Below are 15,918 nucleotides of genomic sequence, written 5' to 3'. Positions count from 1 at the left end.
TAGTTGCCTAGTCACCCTTTATTTCGCCGCATCACGCGGTGGACAACGATTTCCGGCGACCCGGTCGGAGACGGACACGTAAAGCGACCGCAACATCACCGTGAAGTGCGGAACCGTTTGCGCAAACGATTCCGTTTCGTTCACCGGCGACAGAAAGTCAGCTCGGCAGTGTCCCGCGGATGACACTGTCCAGCGAGTGGGCCGGGTTGCCGTCGTCCGGTTCCAGCGAGACGTCGACGACTCGGTAGCCCTGCGCCGGGAGGTCGCCGGGGAGCTGGAAGGTGCCGTCGTGGCCGCCCGCCAGGACGCCGAGCGAGACCATCCGCTTGCCGTCCTCGTTGATCAGCCAGACCTCGTAGTACCCGCCACCAGCGGCGAGCCCGGACGCCGAAACCTTCAGCTGCTGCTCGTCGTCCACCAGCCCCGCCGTACCGCTGCCGGTCTTCCCCGCCAACGGATTCAGCTGTACGACGGCCTGCGGCTCGTCGTCCGACCCCAGCAACAGCGTTCCACCGACGCCGATCCCGATCCCTACGATCACGGCAACTCCGGCGGCCAGCGCGACGGCCCGCCGCGTCCACCCGCCGGGCACGCCTCCAGCTCCCCGGGCGTCCAGGGAGCTGGAGGCACTTTCACCCGAAAGACCAAGCTCTGCGGTGACCCGCTGCCACACCTCGGTCGGCGGCGCCTCCACGGCGGGAAGACCGTCGACCGCCACCATCAACTCCCGCAGCTCGGCCAGCCGCGCAGCGCACTCGGCACACGTCCGCAGGTGCTCAGCGGCCTCGGCGTCGGGCTCGACCTGCTCGAAGGCCCACTGGGCCAGCAGTTCCTCGTCAAGATGCGTCGTCACCCTTCACCTCCTTCAGCCGGTCGCGCAGGTGCAGCAGGCCACGCCGTACGTGGCTCTTGACCGTTCCCAACGGTAGAGCGAGCCGGTCCGCGATCTGCGGGTACGTCTGGTCTTCGTAGAAGGCGAGCCGAAGGATGGTTCGCCGCGGCTCGTCGATCCGGTCCAGTTCGTCGGCGATCATCACCCGGTCGACCAGCAACTGGTCGTGACCGGGCTCGGCCTCCAGTTCGACCATGCTCTCGGCCGCAGCCTGGGAACGCTGCACCCGGTACCGCTCGGCCAGCCGGTCGGCGATGCGGTGCCGGGCCACGCCGGCCAGCCAGGCGCCCAGCTCCCCGACCGCGGGATCGAAGCTGCCGCGCCCGCGCCAAGCGGACACGAACACCTGCTGGGTGACGTCCTCGGCGTCGGCCCGGTCGCCGAGCGCCCGCAGGCAGAGCGTGAAGACCAGGCCCGACCACCGCCGGTAGGCGTCGGCAAGGCTGTCCTCCCGGCCGTCGGCGAATCCCTTCGCGATCTCGGCCGGAGCGGGTCCACCCTGCTCCGCGCTGGTCACGAGCGGCACTCTAACCGCGAGGGGGCGGGTGCTGTCACTGCTCAGACGCGGTGACGACGAGGTTGTCGCGGTACCCACCGCCGTTCGCGTCGTACGGTCCACCGCAGGTGACCAACTGGAGCAGGCGGGGGCCGGTCCGGGCGAAGAGCTCGCCGACAGCCAGTCGCTGCTTGTCGACATCGCGCACTCCTTCCACCCGGTACCGCACCTTCGACCCGTTGGCGGCGGCGACCTCGATCACCGCTCCCGGCCGGAGCTTGCGCAACCCGACCAGCGGGCCCACGCCGTACTCGCGGCTGTCCAGGTGCCCGCCGAGCACCACCGATCCCTCGCGGTCCCCCGGCGCCGGACCGAACCGGTACCACCCGACCACCGACGGGTTCGCCGGCAGCTCCATCTGCCCGTCGGCGGCGACACCGACCGCCCGGACCGGCAGCTCGAGCCCGATCGAGGCGATCGTCACCCGCACCGGCGCCGGTACGACGGTTGCCGAAGGCAACTCCGCGGGCCGGGCCCGGACCGACGGTGCTGCAGGCAAAGGATCAGCGGGTTCAGATGTCACAGGTCCCTCGCATGCACTCACCAAGAGCACCAGCAGCAAGCTGAAGAGCACTTTCACGACCGCGCGCGCACCGCAGACGTACCGACACCGATCACACCGAGCGCCAGCGCACCACACAGCAGGCCGAGCCACACCGGCACCCCACTCTGCTCGGCCGCCTGACCACCGGTCCCACCCGGCACTCCGCTCGGGTCACCGTGCAGCCCGGAGATCGTCTGCACAGCCAGCTTCAGGTTCTTGCCGCTCGCACTCCCCCACGCGTACACGATCGTGTTCGTCCCCTCCTTCAGGTTCACGTCCGCCGGACCGATCGCGACCGTCGACGTCCCAGCCAGTACGACGTCCGCCTTGACCGTCCCGGCCGGCAGATCGGCCTTCGCCTGCTTCGGGTTCGTCAGTCCCTTGAACACGGGGTCCCCACCGGCCCGGACGTCGACAGCCGGCGCGGCCGCGGTGTGCCGGACGGTCAGCCGGGCCTTGCCCGCGGCCAGCTTCGACACATCGTTCACGAACGGCGTCAGGACCGGCTTCCCCGCGGCGTCGAGGTGCGCGACGACGGTGACGTTCGCACCACCCGGTACGGCGACGTCGTTGGCCTGGATCACGGCCGCGCCACCCGCACCCGCTCCGGCAGCGGTGACCTTCAGGTCGTACGAACCCTCCGGCAGCTTCAGCGGATCGGTCAGCGTCCCGGGCTTGAAGTCGGTCAGCAACGCCTTCCCGTTGGCGTACACGTCGACGGTCGCTCCCGGTACGGCGTGCAGCACCGAGACCGTCGCGTTCGCCGTCGGCCGGGCCTGCGCGGTGGTGGCGGCCGCGACGGGCAGCGTCGCGGCGAGCAGGCCCGCGGCGGCGAGCGCGGTAATTCGTCGTACAGACATGGAACCCTCCTGGGTCGGCGGTCTTGTGCCTGTCTGTTCCGCGCCGGGCCGCGCCGCGGATGCACCGGATGCGCAGGGAAACTTATGCAAAACTGACGCGGTGGGATGCTGGACACCGGACAGCGAGCGAAGGAGACACCCGTGGGTCTGAGCCTGAGCAGCATCGTCCCCGCGCCGCGCGACGAGGTCTTCGCCTGGCACCAGCGGCCGGGGGCGATCGAACGGCTGACACCGCCGTGGATGCCGGTCCGGATCAAGCAGGAGACCGACGACCTCGGCGCCGGCCGCGCGGTGCTCGGCTTCCCGCTCGGCATCGACTGGGTCGCGCAGCACAGCGACCTGGAACCGCCCGACCACTTCGTCGACGAGCTGACCTCCGCACCGCTGCGCTGGGCGGTGAACTGGCGGCACACCCACCAGTTCGATGCCGTCGGCAACGACAAGACCCGGGTCACCGACCGGATCGACAGCAACGTGCCCGGCTTCCTGCTCCGCTCGATGCTCACCTACCGGCACCAGCAACTCGCCGACGACCTGGCCGCCCAGCGCCGCGCGCAGGCCCGGCCGCTGACCGTCGCGATCACCGGCACCCACGGCACGATCGGCCGGGCCCTGGTCGCACTGCTCGGTACGGCGGGCCACACGGTCGTCAAGCTCGTCCGCGGCAAGCCGTCGACCCCGTCAGAGCGCCAGTGGAACCCTGACAACCCCGCCGACGACCTGCTGCAAGGCGTCGACGCTGTCGTCCACCTCGCCGGTGCCTCGATCGCCGGGCGGTTCACCGACGCCCACCGGCACGCGATCGTCGAGTCCCGGATCGGCCCGACCACCGCCCTTGCGACCCTCGCCGCCGCCAGTGACCCGACGATCTTCGCCTGCGCCTCGGCGATCGGCTGGTACGGCGCCAACCGCGGCGACGAGCTGCTCACCGAGCACAGCGAGCGCGGCACCGGCTTCCTCGCCGACCTGGTCGAGAACTGGGAACGCGCCACCAACCCCGCCCGCGACGGCGGCGTCCGGGTCGTCAACATCCGGACCGGCCTGGTGCAGACACCGGCCGGCGGGATCCTCCGCCTCCAGTACCCGATGTTCGCCGCCGGCCTCGGCGGACCACTTGCCGACGGCAACCAGTGGCAACCGTGGATCGGCCTCGACGACCTGCTCGACATCTACCACCGAGCCCTGTACGACGACCAGCTGTCCGGCCCGGTCAACGGCGTCGGCCCCAACCCGGTCCGCAACCGCGAGTACACGGCCGCGCTGGCGCACGTCGTCCACCGCCCGGCGCTCTTTCGCGTCCCGTCGTTCGGCCCGCGCCTCCTGCTGGGCCCCGAAGGCGCGAAGGAGCTCGCCGAGGCCTCCCAACGCGTCGTCCCCGCCGTGCTCGACCAGGTCGGCCACACGTTCCGCTACCCGGAGCTCGAGCCCGCGCTGCGTCATCTCCTCGGGCGCAACTCCAGCGTGGACAGCGCCCCGAGCACCTGACGCGTCGCGACCAGTTCGAGCCCGGCCTCCCCGGCCAGCGCCGCGAACTCGGCCGCGGACCGCTCGCCGGCGCCGAACACGGCGTACATCAACAGGTCGGAGGCCAGGTCGGCGTCGTTCTCCGCACCGCCGGTCAGCCGCTCGACGATCACGATCGGCGCGTCGCCCGCCGCGTCGGCGAGACGCTTGAGAATGCTCACAGCTTCTGCGTCGGGCCAGTTGTGGAGGACCTGCGCGATCAGGTAGAGATCGGCCCCCGCGGGCAGCGGTTCGAAGAAGCTCTGGGTGGCGACCGCGACCCGCCCGCTCACGCCCTGCTCGGCGAAGAACTGCCCGGCGCGTTCAGCCGTCGACGGCAGCTCGACCAGCGTTCCCCGAGTCCCGGGGTACGCCAGCAAGACGGCACCAAGCAGCGCCCCCGTCCCGCCACCGACATCCACTACGTGCTCATCGCCGAGCCCGAGCGCCTCGACCAGCCGCCCGGTCCAGTGCCCGGACCACTCCGCCAACTGCCCGTCGAACGACGACACCAACTGCTCGTCGGCACCCAGCTCGCTGTAGAACGACCTGCCCCGCGCCACCTCGTACCCGGATCCGCCGGTCCGGAGCGCGTCCAGCAGCCCAGGCCACGCGTCGTCCACCCGTGCGTACCCCCGGCCGTGATCGAGCCGGGAACGCACCGCGTCCTCCAGCAGCACCCAGCCGCGCGATCCCAACGCCACCTGGTCATCGGTCAGCGTGAAGTACTCGTCCCTGGCCAGCAACCTGACCAGCTTCCGCACCCCATCCACCTGAGCACCGACGGCCGCGGCCAACTCGGCGACCGCGACGCCACCGCCGACACCACCGCCGACGTGCGACGCGAGATCGAGCGTCACCGCCGCCCGGATCGCGTACGGCGTCGTGAGATCCACCGCTCGGCGGATCTCCTGCAGGGCCTGCTCGGTCTCTTCCGGCGTCCGCGTCATGCGGTCAGCCTTTCAGAGCCGCCGCGAACAGGGGAACCACCTTGTCCAACGCATAGCCGGTGGACAGGACCGAGTCGGTCGCGAACGCGGAGCTGATCGTCTTGTCGTCGAACACCACCGAGTGGCCCGCCTGCACCGCCGGCACCGCCCGGAACAGCGGGTCGCCGGTGATGTCCTGCGCCTTCACCCCGATCGGCGCCACCACGACCAGGTCGGCGTTCAGCTGGTCGAGGTTCTCCCGCGACACCGGGACGGAGAACTTCTCCGTCGCCTTCGCCTGGATCGTCGGGTTGTTCTCGAAGCCCAGCCGCTCGACGAAGTTCACCCGCCCGGTCCCGCTGACGTACGCGCCGTACCCCTCACCGGTCTTCGCCCCGAGCGTGATCGTCTTCCCCGCGAACTCGGGGTGCGCGGCCACCGCCTGCTCGAACTTCTGCTGGGTCGCGGCCATCAGTTCCTTGCCCTGGTCAACCTTTCCGAGCGCGGCGGCCACCATCTCGGTCTGCTGCTCCCACGAGACCTTGTACGACTCACCACCGGCCGGTACGCCGACCGTCGGCGCGATCGCCTTCAGCGTGTCGTACCGGCCCTGGTCGCCGCTCGACTTCGTGTCGAGAATCAGGTCCGGCTTCAGCGCCGCGATCTTCTCGTACTCCGGTTCCAGCGTCCCGATGATCTGCGGCGCCTGCTGGTACTTGCCCTTGGCCCACACCCCGACGCCCTCGCCGCCGAAGGCGAGCCAGTCGCTCGCCCCGACCGGCTGCACCCCGAGCGCCAGCGCGGTCTCCGCGTCGCCCCACCCCAGCGCCACCACGCGCTTCGGCTCCGCCGGAACGCTCACCTCACCGAACTTCGTCGCCACCTTCGCGTACGGCGCCGAGCCGCCGGCCGCGGCGTCGGAGTCACTCCCGCACGCCACCAGCGAACCACCGACCACAGCAACCAGCAGGAAAGCAACGAGTCTGCGCATGCCGCTAAGGATAGGCTGCCCTAATTCCAGTCGCTGTGGCGCCCTCACCAGCTCTTGTCGAGCGGCTCTCCCTCGGCGTACCCGGACGCGGTCTGGATCCCCACGACAGCGCGCTCGTGGAACTCCTCGAGCGTGCCCGCCCCGACGTACGTGCAGGAACTGCGCACCCCCGACACGATCGAGTCGAGCAGGTCCTCGACGCTCGGGCGCTCCGGGTCGAGATACATCCGGGCGGTCGAGATGCCCTCGCCGAAGAAGCTCTTCCGGGCCCGCTGGAACGGCGAGTCCTCAGCGGTCCGGGACGCGACCGCCCGCGCGGACGCCATCCCGAAGCTCTCCTTGTAGATCCGCCCGTCGCTGTCGTGGTGCGGGTCCCCCGGCGACTCGTACGTCCCGGCGAACCACGACCCGATCATCACGCTCGACGCCCCCGCGGCCAGCGCCAGCGCGACATCGCGCGGGTGCCGGACGCCGCCGTCGGCCCACACGTGCTTGCCGAGCTCCCGCGCCCGCGCGGCACAGTCCAGTACGGCGGAGAACTGCGGCCGCCCGACCGCGGTCTGCATCCGCGTCGTGCACATCGCGCCCGGCCCGACCCCGACCTTCACGATGTCGGCCCCGGCCTCGACCAGGTCGGACACGCCGTCGGCGGTGACCACGTTCCCGGCGACCAGCGGGACCTGCGGATCGAGCGCCCGCACGGTCCGCAGTACGTCGAGCATGCGCTCCTGATGACCGTGCGCGGTGTCGATCACGAGCACGTCGATGCCGGCGTCGAGCAGCGCCTTCGCCTTCTGCTCGGCGTCGCCGTTGATCCCGATCGCGGCGGCGACCCGCAGCTTGCCGTTGCCGTCCAGCGCCGGCTCGTACAGCGTCGCCCGGACGGCGCGCTGCCGCGTCAGGATGCCGACGATCCGCCCGTCGCCGTCGACCACCGGAGCGAGCCGGTGGCGCCCGTCGTACAGCTGGTCGAACGCGGCCTCGGCGTCGATCCCGGCCGGCAACGTGAGCAGCTCGCGCGACATCACGTTCTCGAGCTGGGTGAACCGGTCGACGCGCTGGCAGTCGGCGTCGGTCACCACCCCGACGGCCCGGCCCTGGTCGATCACGATCACCGCGCCGTGGCCGCGCTTGGGCAGCAGGTTCAGCGCCTCACCGACGGTGTCGCCGGGCGTCATCACCAGCGGGGTGTCGTAGATGGTGTGGCGTTCCTTGATCCAGGAGACGACCTCGGTGACCACCTGGACGGGGGTGTCCTGCGGGATCACCGCCAGTCCGCCGCAGCGCGCGATCGTCTCGGCCATCCGGCGGCCGGAGACCGCCGTCATGTTCGCCGCGACGATCGGGATCGACGTCCCGCTGCCGTCGTTGGTCGACAGGTCGACGTCCAGCCGCGAGGCCACCGCCGACCGGTTCGGCACCAGGAACACGTCGTTGAACGTCAGGTCCTGCCCTGGTACCGGTCCCTGGATGAAGCGCACTACCGACCACCTCGCACAATCCTCGCCCGGACAAGCTCAGTACCCGAGGCTACGTGACCTCTTCCGGTCAGAGGTGATCCGAGACCTTCGACTGGGTGCGCATCTACAACGTGTGTCCTGAGGGGAAACCTGGGGGTAGCGAAGGTTAACCCCCAGGTTTTCGCCGTCCTGATGCGGATTTCCCGGCGGGGTGTCACGATCCGTGGCGTCGCGGTCAGTAGTCAACTGATCGCTTTCCGCCCCGACTAGGGAGTGAGGCTCCTATGTCCCGCCGTTTGATCTCCGCTTTGACCGCTGTCGCAGCGGCCGCCTTGGCCGTCCCCGCACTGGCAGCAACCACGTCCACCGCCGCCCCGGCCCCGGCCGCGCCGGCCGCCGAGACCGCCACCTCGGCGTACGTCGGAACCGTGCAGGAGGAGGCCGAGACCAAGGCCTTCTACGACGCGGTGATGAAGTCCGCCCGGGCCAAGCAGGCCAAGAACCCGGACAAGACCGCCGCTGTCACGGTCGTCTACAACGCCAGCCGTGCCCCGCGGTTCGCGTCGCAGATCTCCCGCAGCGCGCAGATCTGGAACAACGCCGTCGCCAACGTGCGGCTGGTCTCGGGTAGCAACTACGACTTCTACTACCGCGAGGGCAACGACTCGCGTGGGTCGTACGCGTCCACCAACGGCCACGGCCAGGGCTACATCTTCCTGGACTACCGCCAGAACCAGCAGTACGACTCGACCCGCGTCACCGCCCACGAGACCGGCCACGTGCTCGGCCTGCCCGACCACTACTCCGGCCCCTGCAGCGAGCTGATGTCCGGCGGCGGCCCCGGTACGTCGTGCACCAACTCGCAGCCCAACTCCGCAGAGCGCTCCCGCGTCAACCAGCTCTGGGCCAACGGCTTCACCTCCGCGAGCTTCACCACCGCCCGCTGAGCCGCCCGACCTGAGCGCGTCCTGACCTGAGCACGTCCTGACCGGGCCGGCCTGATCACCCGGCCCGATCGCAAGCTCCACCGCAGCACCCGCCCGCGCCGGCCGCCCGCCGGCGCGGGCGGTCCTGATTCCGGCGGGGTACCGGCTGGCCAAATGACCAACAACAAGATGGACGCCGAGTTCGACGACGTCGCCGGCTGGACCGCCGCGGCCGTCGACCGCCTGGGCGCCGAGTACGCGATCCCCGCGGCCTGCCGCGGCAGCGCGAGCCCCTCCGCCCTCGCGTGGCTCGCCGAGTCCTGCGGCCTCTCCCCCGGCACGACCCTGCTCGACCTCGGCGCCGGCGTCGGCGGTCCGGCCGCCTGGGCACACCTCCGGTACGGCGTACGCCCGATCCTGGTGGACCCGATGCCCGGCGCCTGCCGTTCCGCCGCACACCTCTTCGGTCTGCCCGTCGTCGCCGCCGACGGACTGTCCGTTCCGTTGCGCACGGCATCGATCGACGCCGCCTGGTGCCTCGGCGTGCTCTGCACGGTCACCGACAAGCGCGCACTGCTCGACGAGCTGCACCGGATGGTCAGACCCGGCGGGCACCTCGGCCTGCTGGTCCTGGTCGCCGAGACCACGGACCTCGATCCCGTGCCGGAAGGCAACGCGTTCCCGGTCCAGGCCGAGCTCACCGCCGTACTGGACCATGCCGGTTTCGAGCTCGTCGAGCAGATCGACGATCCCGGCAACACCCCAGCGACCTGGACCCGGCGGACCGACGAGGTCGACCGCCTGATCCGCGAGGAGCACGCCGACGACAAGGCGTACCAGGAGTCCGAGGAGCAGGGGCGGCGGATGAACCACCTGCTCTCGACCGGCCAGGTGAGCACCCAACTCGTGCACGCGCTCAGGCGTTAGAAGTTTTCACCAGGACCGAAGGGGTTGGACAGCCGCTGCCGAAGGGGTTTGACTGACTACTCCTCCCCAGTCCGCCCCCTGAAGGAGAGTTCCATGAGGAACACCCGCCCCCACCTGGTCGCCCGTCGTCGCCTACTGCTCGGCGTACCGGCTGTTGTGGCCGCCGCGACCCTCGCCCCCCGGGCCGCGACGGCCGCCGGGAACCAGCCGCACGTGATCGAGTGCGTCGCCGACCTGCTCCAGGCCCGCTGATGGCCACCATCCCGTGGCTGGCCGACGTCCTGCGCGCGGCCGGTGTCGAGGTCGTTGAAGAAGGCAACTGGCTGGGCCGCGCGGTGAGCGGCTCGTTCAACCCGATCGGCGTGCTCTGGCACCACACCGCGTCGTCCACCACGAGCCCGAGCAACCCGCACCCGGCGCTCAACATCGTCATCAACGGCCGCCCCGACCTGCAGGGTCCGCTGGCCCAGGCGCTGGTCGACTACAACGGCGTCTTCCACCTCATCTCGGCCGGCCGCTGCAACCACGCCGGCGCCGCGCGGGTCAGCGGCCCGATCCCGGCCGGCGACGGCAACACGATGCTGATCGGCTGGGAGATCGACTACAACGGCGTCAGCCAGACGATGAGCCCGGCGCAGTACCAGGCCTCGCTCAAGGCGACCGCCGCCGTCCTGCGCCAGCTCGGCAAGGACGCGTCGTTCGCGCGCGGCCACCGCGAGACCAGCACGACGGGCAAGATCGACCCGTACGGCGTCAACCTCGACACGATGCGCGGCGAGGTCGCCGCGATCCTCGGCGGCACGCCGCCCCCGACGTACAACTTCAGCACGTACGGCGCCGGCGTCAACGTCCGCGCGGACGCCCGCCTGAACGCCCCGATCGTCACCACGCTGACCGGCCCGACGCAGGTCTTCGTCCAGTGCCAGAAACAGGGCGACACCGTCACCGCCGAAGGACACACCAACAACTGGTGGTCCCGCCTGCGCGACCAGGGCGGCTACGTCAGCAACATCTACATCGACCACCCGGCCGCCCAACTCCCCGGCATCCCCAACTGCTAGAGCACCACGCGCCGAATCGTGTTACCAGCAGGGGATTCACCTCCGGCTGCGGCTGGACCCACAGATCGGTAGGCCTGGACCCACTTCTGGTCTGAACCGCTCTGCTCCAGGCTCTCGAGCGTGCACGGTGGGACCATGAACTCGATGACGCGTTGGATCGTTGGTGCAGGAACCGGGCTGTGGCGCGCGGGCGCCGTGGCCGCGACGACGATGGCCGTGCCGGCGTTGTGGGCCGCGGCCGTCGTACTGGCGGTGTGGTGGGTGGGGAGTCCGTGGACGTGGATCCCGCTGTTCGTGCTGCCGGCCGTCGGGACGCTGGGACTGTCCCGGCCGGTCTGCCGGTGGGTTCGTGCACTGGTCGCGCGATGGACCGGTACCGAGATTCCGCCCGGGTACCAGGAGCCGCCGCCGGTGACCCAGCTGTCGACCGGGTTCTGGTGGAACGGGTACACCTACGCGAAGAGCGCCAAGCAGGCACGCGAGGAGCAGGAGTGGCGGCACAAGCTGCGTGACCCGGCGACCTGGCGGGACCTGCGGTTCGTGGAGATCGTGGCACTCACTGCCGGTGTTGCCGCCCTGGTTCCGTTGGCCGGGATTGCCCTTGCGGCGCTGGGGTTCGCGACCTCGTCGTACGTCGCGGGCGTGGCCGGTCTGCTGGTGGGGATCGGCACTGCGCCGTACGGATGGCGGCTGCTCGCGCCTGTCGCCGTACGGTTCCTGCGTCCGCCGGCGGCGACCACGCTGGCAGATCGCGTGTCCGAGTTGACCGCTCAGCGCGCGGACACGACGATCGCACAGGCCGCGGAGATCCGGCGGATCGAGCGCGACCTGCACGACGGAGCTCAAGCGCGCTTGGTTGCCCTCGGCCTCTCACTCGCGACCGCGGAGAAGCTGATGGACACTGATCCCGCGCAGGCCAAGGCGTTGCTGCAGGAGGCTCGCACCGGGGCCGCGACCTCGTTGACCGAGCTGCGGGAACTTGTCCAGGGCATCAATCCGCCCGTCCTGAACGAACGCGGACTCGTCGACGCCGTGCGCGCCTTCGCGCTCGACAGTCCACTCGAGCTCACCGTCGACGCCGAACCGCTGACGCTGGACCCGCCGATCGAGTCCGCCGCCTACTTCGCGGTCGTCGAGCTGGTCACCAACGCGATCCGGCACGCCGAGGCCGGGAGCGCCTCGATCTCGATCGCCCGCGAGAAAGTTGCCCTCGTCATCGTTGTCGAGGACAACGGTCGCGGCGGTGCCGCCGTACGGCCGGGTGGCGGACTGGAGGGGCTGCAGCGTCGGCTCGCGGCCTTCGACGGCACGCTCGAGGTGGCCAGCCCGGCCGGTGGACCGACCCGTGTGAAGATGACGGTGCCATGCGAATCCTCGTAGCCGAAGACCTGTACCTGCTGCGCGACGGCCTGGTCCGCCTGATCGAGGCTTACGGCCACCAGGTCGTCGCCACCGCGTCGACCGGACCGGAGACCCTCGAAGCGCTGCTCACGCTGAAGCCCGACGTCTCCGTCATCGACGTCCGCATGCCTCCGACCCAGTCGGACGAAGGCCTGCGCGCCGCCCTCACCGCCCGCCACGAGCTCCCCGGACTGCCGGTGCTCATCCTCTCCCAGCACGTGGAGCAGCTCTACGCCCGCGAGCTCCTGGCCGACGGCACCGGCGGGATCGGCTACCTGCTCAAGGAGAGCGTGTTCGCCGCCGACCAGTTCATCGACGCCCTCGAACGCGTGGCCGCCGGCGGTACGGCGATGGACCCGGCCGTCATCGCCAAGCTGCTGTCGAGCGGCTCCTCGACCAAGCGGCTCGACCCGCTGACCGAGCGCGAGCGCGAGGTGCTCGCCCTGATGGCCGAAGGTCTGTCCAACCAGGCGATCGGCAAGCGCCTGTTCCTCAGCGAGAGCGCGATCAGCAAGCACACCACGGCGTTGTTCGCCAAGCTCGGCCTCACCGACGACGACTCGAGCAACCGCCGCGTGCTCGCCGTACTGGCCTATCTGAACGAGTGAGCCCGTCAGCCTCCGAAGCGCGGGACGGCACCCAGCTGCTGCATCAGGTCGAGCAGCGTGCCGACACCCCAGTGGTCGGTGATCTTGCCGTCGACGACCTTGATCACGTCCACGGAGTAGAAGCTGATCCGCTTCCCGGTCGGCGCGATCCCGAGGAACTCCCCCTGGTGCGTCCCGTGGTAGGTCTTGTACGTCGTGACCAGGTTGTCCTCGGCGACGATCTGGAAGTGGATCTCCGGCGTGAAGTCCGGGAACGCCGCGCGCAGCGCGACGTACAGGCCCTTCACCCCGGCCTTGTCGTCGCCGGCGCCGGGCTGCGGCGTGTGGTCGACCGCCGCGTCGGACCACAGCTCGTCGAAGACGGCCCAGTCGCCCTTGCCCTGAACCTCTTCGGTGTTGCGGCGGACCACGGCGATCGCCGCGTCCCCGATCGTGCTGCTGCTCATCCCGGACTCCTCAATTATTTGTTTGCGCAAGCAATGCTAGGACTCGTTGCTGCCACAAGCAAGTACGCCGTAGCCTGAGCCGGTGGCCCGACGCGCGAAAGCAGCAACGACTCCCCCGCTGACCGCCGACGAGGAGGCCGCCTGGCGAGCGCTCGCGCGGGCCGTCCTGGTGATCCCCCGCGTGCTCGACGCGGACCTACTGCAGAACGAGGGGCTCAACGTCACCGAGTACAACGTGCTGATGAACCTGTCCGAGGCGCCCGAACGGTCGCTGCGGATGAGTGAACTGGCCAACTACGTCTCGATCACGGTCAGCGGCCTCACCCGTGTCGTCGAACGCCTCGAACGCCAGGGCCTGGTCGAGCGCGTCCGCGCCTCCTCCGACGGCCGCGGCCAGGTCGCCGTACTGACGACCGAAGGTCTGGCCCGCCTCAAGAAAGCCTGGCCCGTCCACCTCGCCAGCGTCCGCCGCAACGTCGTCGACCACCTGGACGGCCTGGACCTGACCAAGCTCGCCAAGGCCCTCACCGCCATCGCCTCCACCGACCTCGGCCCACCGGTACGCCGCACGGCCGGCTCCTGACCCCCGGGCCCTTCCTCCCCGGGCACCACCCCTCCCGACCTCCCCGGGCACGCCACTCCTCACCCCCTCCCCGGCACGCCGCCCCTCTCGCCCGAGGCCCCTCTCACTATCGCGTAGTATTTGTTTGCACCGACAAATATCTACCGTTCTGGAGCCTCGATGTCCTCGACCGTGCCCACGGCTGCCACCGCCCAGCAGACCCCGCTCAGAGCCTGGCTCGCCGTCACCTCCCTGGCCTTGGTCGCGTTCGTCATCGTGACCTCGGAGTTCATCCCGGTCGGCCTCCTCCCCAACATCACCGACTCCCTGCACGTCTCCCTCGGCCTCGGCGGACTGATGGTGCTCGTCCCCGCCCTGACCGCGGCCCTCGCGGCACCCCTGCTCTACCTGGGCGCCCGCAGCCACAGCCGCCGCCGGCTGATCGCCGCGCTCGGCCTGCTCGTCGTGATCGCGAACCTCATTCCCCCGTTCGCCACCAACCTCACCGAGATCCTGCTGGCAAGGGTCCTGCTCGGCATCGCGATCGCCGGCTTCTGGACCGTCGTCCCCCCACTGGCCCCGCAGCTCGTCGGCGAACGCCTCGGCACCCGAGCGACCGCGATCATCATCGCCGGAGTCTCGGCCGGCACCGTCGTCGGCCTGCCGGCCGGGCAGTTCCTCGGCAACGCCGTCGGCTGGCGCACCACCTTCGCCGTCGCGGCCGCCGTCAGCGCGCTCGTCGTCGCCGCGCAGATCGTCTTCCTGCCGGACCTGCGCCCAGCCGCCGCGACCCGGGCCCGCGACCTCGGCCGGGTCCTGCGCACCAAGGCCGCGCAGCTCGGCATCGCCGTCACCGCGATCGCGTTCATCGGCCAGTTCGCCGCCTCGACGTACCTGACCCCGTTCCTCGAGGACTTCTCCCACCTGACCACCGGCACCGTCAGCCTGGTCTTCCTCCTGTACGGCGTCGGCGGCATCCTCGGCACCCTGATCGGCGGCTCACTCGTCGCCCGCAGCGTCATCGGCAGCCTCACCGGCGCCGCGGCCCTGGTCGGCATCATCGTCCTTGCGCTACCTCTGCTCGACCCGGCACCCGTTGCCGTCGGCATCCTCATCGTTGCCTGGGGCCTCATCTGGGGCGTGATCCCGCTGGCCGCCCAGATCTACCTGCTCAAGGCCGCACCGCGGACCCAGGAGGCGGCGGCCTCCGTCGCCGTCGCCACCATGCAACTCTCCATCGCTGCCGGTTCTGCCCTCGGCGGTCTCCTCGTCGACTCCACCACGCTCCGGGCGACGTTCCTCGTCGCCGGCGCCGTACTGATCGTGTCGGCCGCCATCGCCACGATCGGGCACGCCGCTACTTCGAGCCGACCCGCCGATCAAGGAACTTGCTGATCAGCTCACTGGCCTCATCCAGGTGGCTCTCCAGCAGGAAGTGCCCACCGTCCAGCAGGTGGATCTCCGCGTCCTGCACGTCGTTCGCGAACGCCTCCGCACCGGCGGGCGCGAAGATCGGGTCGTTCTTCCCCCACACCGCGAGTACGGGCACCTGCGACGCCCGCAAGTACTCGTGCAGCTTCGGGTAGAGCGCCGGGTTGGTCACGTAGTCGCGGAACAGCTTCAGCTGCACCAGGTCGTTGCCCGGTCGCGCCAGTTTTTGCAGGTCGTGGTGCCAGGTGTCCGGGCTGACCACGGTCTCGTCGTCGACGCCGGTGACGTACTGCCACTTGACCCCCTCCAGCGACAGCGCCCCGCGAACCCCTGCCTCGGTCTCCTCGTTCTGCTCCTTCTGGTAGTCCCACACGCCCTGCCAGAAGCCCTCGACGAAGCCCGCGTCGTACCCGTTGCCGTTCTGCGTGACGATCGCGGTCACCGGCGACGAGTCCTTCAGCGCGAGCCGCCAGCCGATCGGGGCGCCGTAGTCCTGCACGTAGATCGCGTACTTGTCGACGCCGATCGCCTCCAGCAGACCGTCGGTCAGCGCGGCCAGCGCGTCGAAGGTGTAGTCGAACTCGTCCACCGACGGCGAGTCCGACAGCCCGAAGCCGAGCAGGTCAGGCGCGATCACCCGGTACTGGCCGGCCAGCCGCGGGATCAGGTCGCGGAACATGTACGAGCTCGTCGGGAAGCCGTGCAGCAACACGATCGCGGGCGCGTCCTTCGGGCCGGCCTCGCGGTAGAACAACTGCCGGCCGTCGACCTCGAGGTACCGGTGGTGCACGATCGCCATCTCTAACTCCTTTGAACGGTTA

At 70.2% G+C, this 15,918-nt stretch carries 18 protein-coding genes; 9 read left to right on the top strand and 9 right to left on the bottom strand.

From position 1 onward, the window contains the following. Positions 1–157 precede the first annotated feature (157 nt). From ACLQ2O_RS09790 to ACLQ2O_RS09775, 4 genes are read right to left on the bottom strand one after another with little or no spacing between them, the layout of a single operon-like run. Positions 158–853 (bottom strand): anti-sigma factor domain-containing protein, encoded by a 696-nt coding sequence (locus tag ACLQ2O_RS09790; RefSeq protein ID WP_425829510.1) that lies wholly within the window; start codon positions 851–853, stop codon positions 158–160. Beyond that, positions 837–1,409, bottom strand: a complete 573-nt coding sequence (locus ACLQ2O_RS09785; protein WP_425829508.1) for an RNA polymerase sigma factor — start codon at positions 1,407–1,409, stop codon at positions 837–839. The genes ACLQ2O_RS09790 and ACLQ2O_RS09785 overlap by 17 nt, the downstream gene beginning before the upstream one ends. 34 nt (positions 1,410–1,443) lie before the next feature. Further along, positions 1,444–1,971 (bottom strand): class F sortase, encoded by a 528-nt coding sequence (locus ACLQ2O_RS09780; protein ID WP_425829506.1) that lies wholly within the window; start codon positions 1,969–1,971, stop codon positions 1,444–1,446. A gap of 53 nt (positions 1,972–2,024) precedes the next feature. After that, on the bottom strand, positions 2,025–2,852 hold the full coding sequence (locus tag ACLQ2O_RS09775; protein ID WP_425829504.1) for a DUF4397 domain-containing protein: 828 nt from the start codon (positions 2,850–2,852) through the stop codon (positions 2,025–2,027). Between the two features lie 141 nt (positions 2,853–2,993). On the opposite strand from ACLQ2O_RS09775, the gene ACLQ2O_RS09770 reads away from it, so the two are divergent. Next, positions 2,994–4,337 (top strand): TIGR01777 family oxidoreductase, encoded by a 1,344-nt coding sequence (locus tag ACLQ2O_RS09770; RefSeq protein WP_425829502.1) that lies wholly within the window; start codon positions 2,994–2,996, stop codon positions 4,335–4,337. Here ACLQ2O_RS09770 and ACLQ2O_RS09765 read toward each other — a convergent pair. Genes ACLQ2O_RS09765 through ACLQ2O_RS09755 form a run of 3 tightly spaced genes read right to left on the bottom strand, consistent with a single transcriptional unit; the run spans position 4,289 to position 7,756 of the window. Next, the gene (locus ACLQ2O_RS09765) at positions 4,289–5,305 is read right to left on the bottom strand and encodes a methyltransferase (protein ID WP_425829500.1); all 1,017 of its coding nucleotides are present in this window, start codon (positions 5,303–5,305) and stop codon (positions 4,289–4,291) included. The genes ACLQ2O_RS09770 and ACLQ2O_RS09765 overlap by 49 nt on opposite strands. A gap of 4 nt (positions 5,306–5,309) precedes the next feature. After that, entirely contained in the window at positions 5,310–6,275 is a 966-nt protein-coding gene (locus tag ACLQ2O_RS09760; RefSeq protein ID WP_425829498.1) for an iron-siderophore ABC transporter substrate-binding protein, read from the bottom strand. 44 nt (positions 6,276–6,319) lie between these two features. Then, positions 6,320–7,756: a GuaB1 family IMP dehydrogenase-related protein gene (locus ACLQ2O_RS09755; RefSeq protein ID WP_425829496.1), complete on the bottom strand. Its 1,437-nt coding sequence runs from the start codon at positions 7,754–7,756 to the stop codon at positions 6,320–6,322. Positions 7,757–8,043: 287 nt separating this feature from the next. Here ACLQ2O_RS09755 and snpA point away from each other — a divergent pair, with 287 nt between their 5' ends. The 6 genes from snpA (at position 8,044) to ACLQ2O_RS09725 (ending at position 12,658) form a co-directional block, all read left to right on the top strand. Further along, the gene (gene snpA, locus ACLQ2O_RS09750; protein ID WP_425829494.1) at positions 8,044–8,682 is read left to right on the top strand and encodes a snapalysin; all 639 of its coding nucleotides are present in this window, start codon (positions 8,044–8,046) and stop codon (positions 8,680–8,682) included. A 153-nt stretch (positions 8,683–8,835) separates the two neighbouring features. After that, positions 8,836–9,588: a class I SAM-dependent methyltransferase gene (locus ACLQ2O_RS09745; protein ID WP_425829492.1), complete on the top strand. Its 753-nt coding sequence runs from the start codon at positions 8,836–8,838 to the stop codon at positions 9,586–9,588. Between the two features lie 93 nt (positions 9,589–9,681). Continuing rightward, positions 9,682–9,840, top strand: coding sequence for a hypothetical protein (locus ACLQ2O_RS09740; RefSeq protein ID WP_184795743.1), 159 nt, complete (start codon positions 9,682–9,684; stop codon positions 9,838–9,840). After that, positions 9,840–10,649: an amidase gene (locus tag ACLQ2O_RS09735; protein ID WP_425829490.1), complete on the top strand. Its 810-nt coding sequence runs from the start codon at positions 9,840–9,842 to the stop codon at positions 10,647–10,649. The genes ACLQ2O_RS09740 and ACLQ2O_RS09735 overlap by 1 nt, the downstream gene beginning before the upstream one ends. Before the next feature lie 144 nt (positions 10,650–10,793). After that, positions 10,794–12,029: a histidine kinase gene (locus ACLQ2O_RS09730; protein ID WP_425829488.1), complete on the top strand. Its 1,236-nt coding sequence runs from the start codon at positions 10,794–10,796 to the stop codon at positions 12,027–12,029. After that, positions 12,014–12,658 carry a LuxR C-terminal-related transcriptional regulator gene (locus ACLQ2O_RS09725; RefSeq protein ID WP_425829486.1) on the top strand — a complete coding sequence of 215 codons (645 nt, stop codon included), beginning with the start codon at positions 12,014–12,016 and terminating at the stop codon, positions 12,656–12,658. The genes ACLQ2O_RS09730 and ACLQ2O_RS09725 overlap by 16 nt, the downstream gene beginning before the upstream one ends. A 5-nt stretch (positions 12,659–12,663) precedes the next feature. Here the strand turns inward: ACLQ2O_RS09725 and ACLQ2O_RS09720 are convergent, their stop codons facing one another. Continuing rightward, positions 12,664–13,104, bottom strand: coding sequence for an ester cyclase (locus ACLQ2O_RS09720; protein ID WP_425829484.1), 441 nt, complete (start codon positions 13,102–13,104; stop codon positions 12,664–12,666). 82 nt (positions 13,105–13,186) lie between these two features. Between ACLQ2O_RS09720 and ACLQ2O_RS09715 the strand changes: the two genes are divergently transcribed. Both ACLQ2O_RS09715 and ACLQ2O_RS09710 read left to right on the top strand, forming a co-directional pair. Further along, positions 13,187–13,687, top strand: a complete 501-nt coding sequence (locus ACLQ2O_RS09715; RefSeq protein WP_425829482.1) for a MarR family winged helix-turn-helix transcriptional regulator — start codon at positions 13,187–13,189, stop codon at positions 13,685–13,687. 159 nt (positions 13,688–13,846) lie between these two features. Continuing rightward, positions 13,847–15,061: an MFS transporter gene (locus ACLQ2O_RS09710; RefSeq protein ID WP_425829480.1), complete on the top strand. Its 1,215-nt coding sequence runs from the start codon at positions 13,847–13,849 to the stop codon at positions 15,059–15,061. On the opposite strand, the gene ACLQ2O_RS09705 is transcribed toward ACLQ2O_RS09710, so the two are convergent. Further along, positions 15,024–15,896 carry an alpha/beta fold hydrolase gene (locus ACLQ2O_RS09705; protein WP_425829478.1) on the bottom strand — a complete coding sequence of 291 codons (873 nt, stop codon included), beginning with the start codon at positions 15,894–15,896 and terminating at the stop codon, positions 15,024–15,026. The genes ACLQ2O_RS09710 and ACLQ2O_RS09705 overlap by 38 nt on opposite strands. Between the last annotated feature and the right edge of the window lie 22 nt (positions 15,897–15,918).

Source organism: Kribbella sp. DT2 (genome assembly GCF_049844575.1).
In the GTDB taxonomy this organism is placed as follows: Bacteria; Actinomycetota; Actinomycetes; order Propionibacteriales; family Kribbellaceae; genus Kribbella.
Note: the sequence above shows the minus strand (reverse complement) of the source record. Positions and strands in the feature narration are given on the sequence as shown.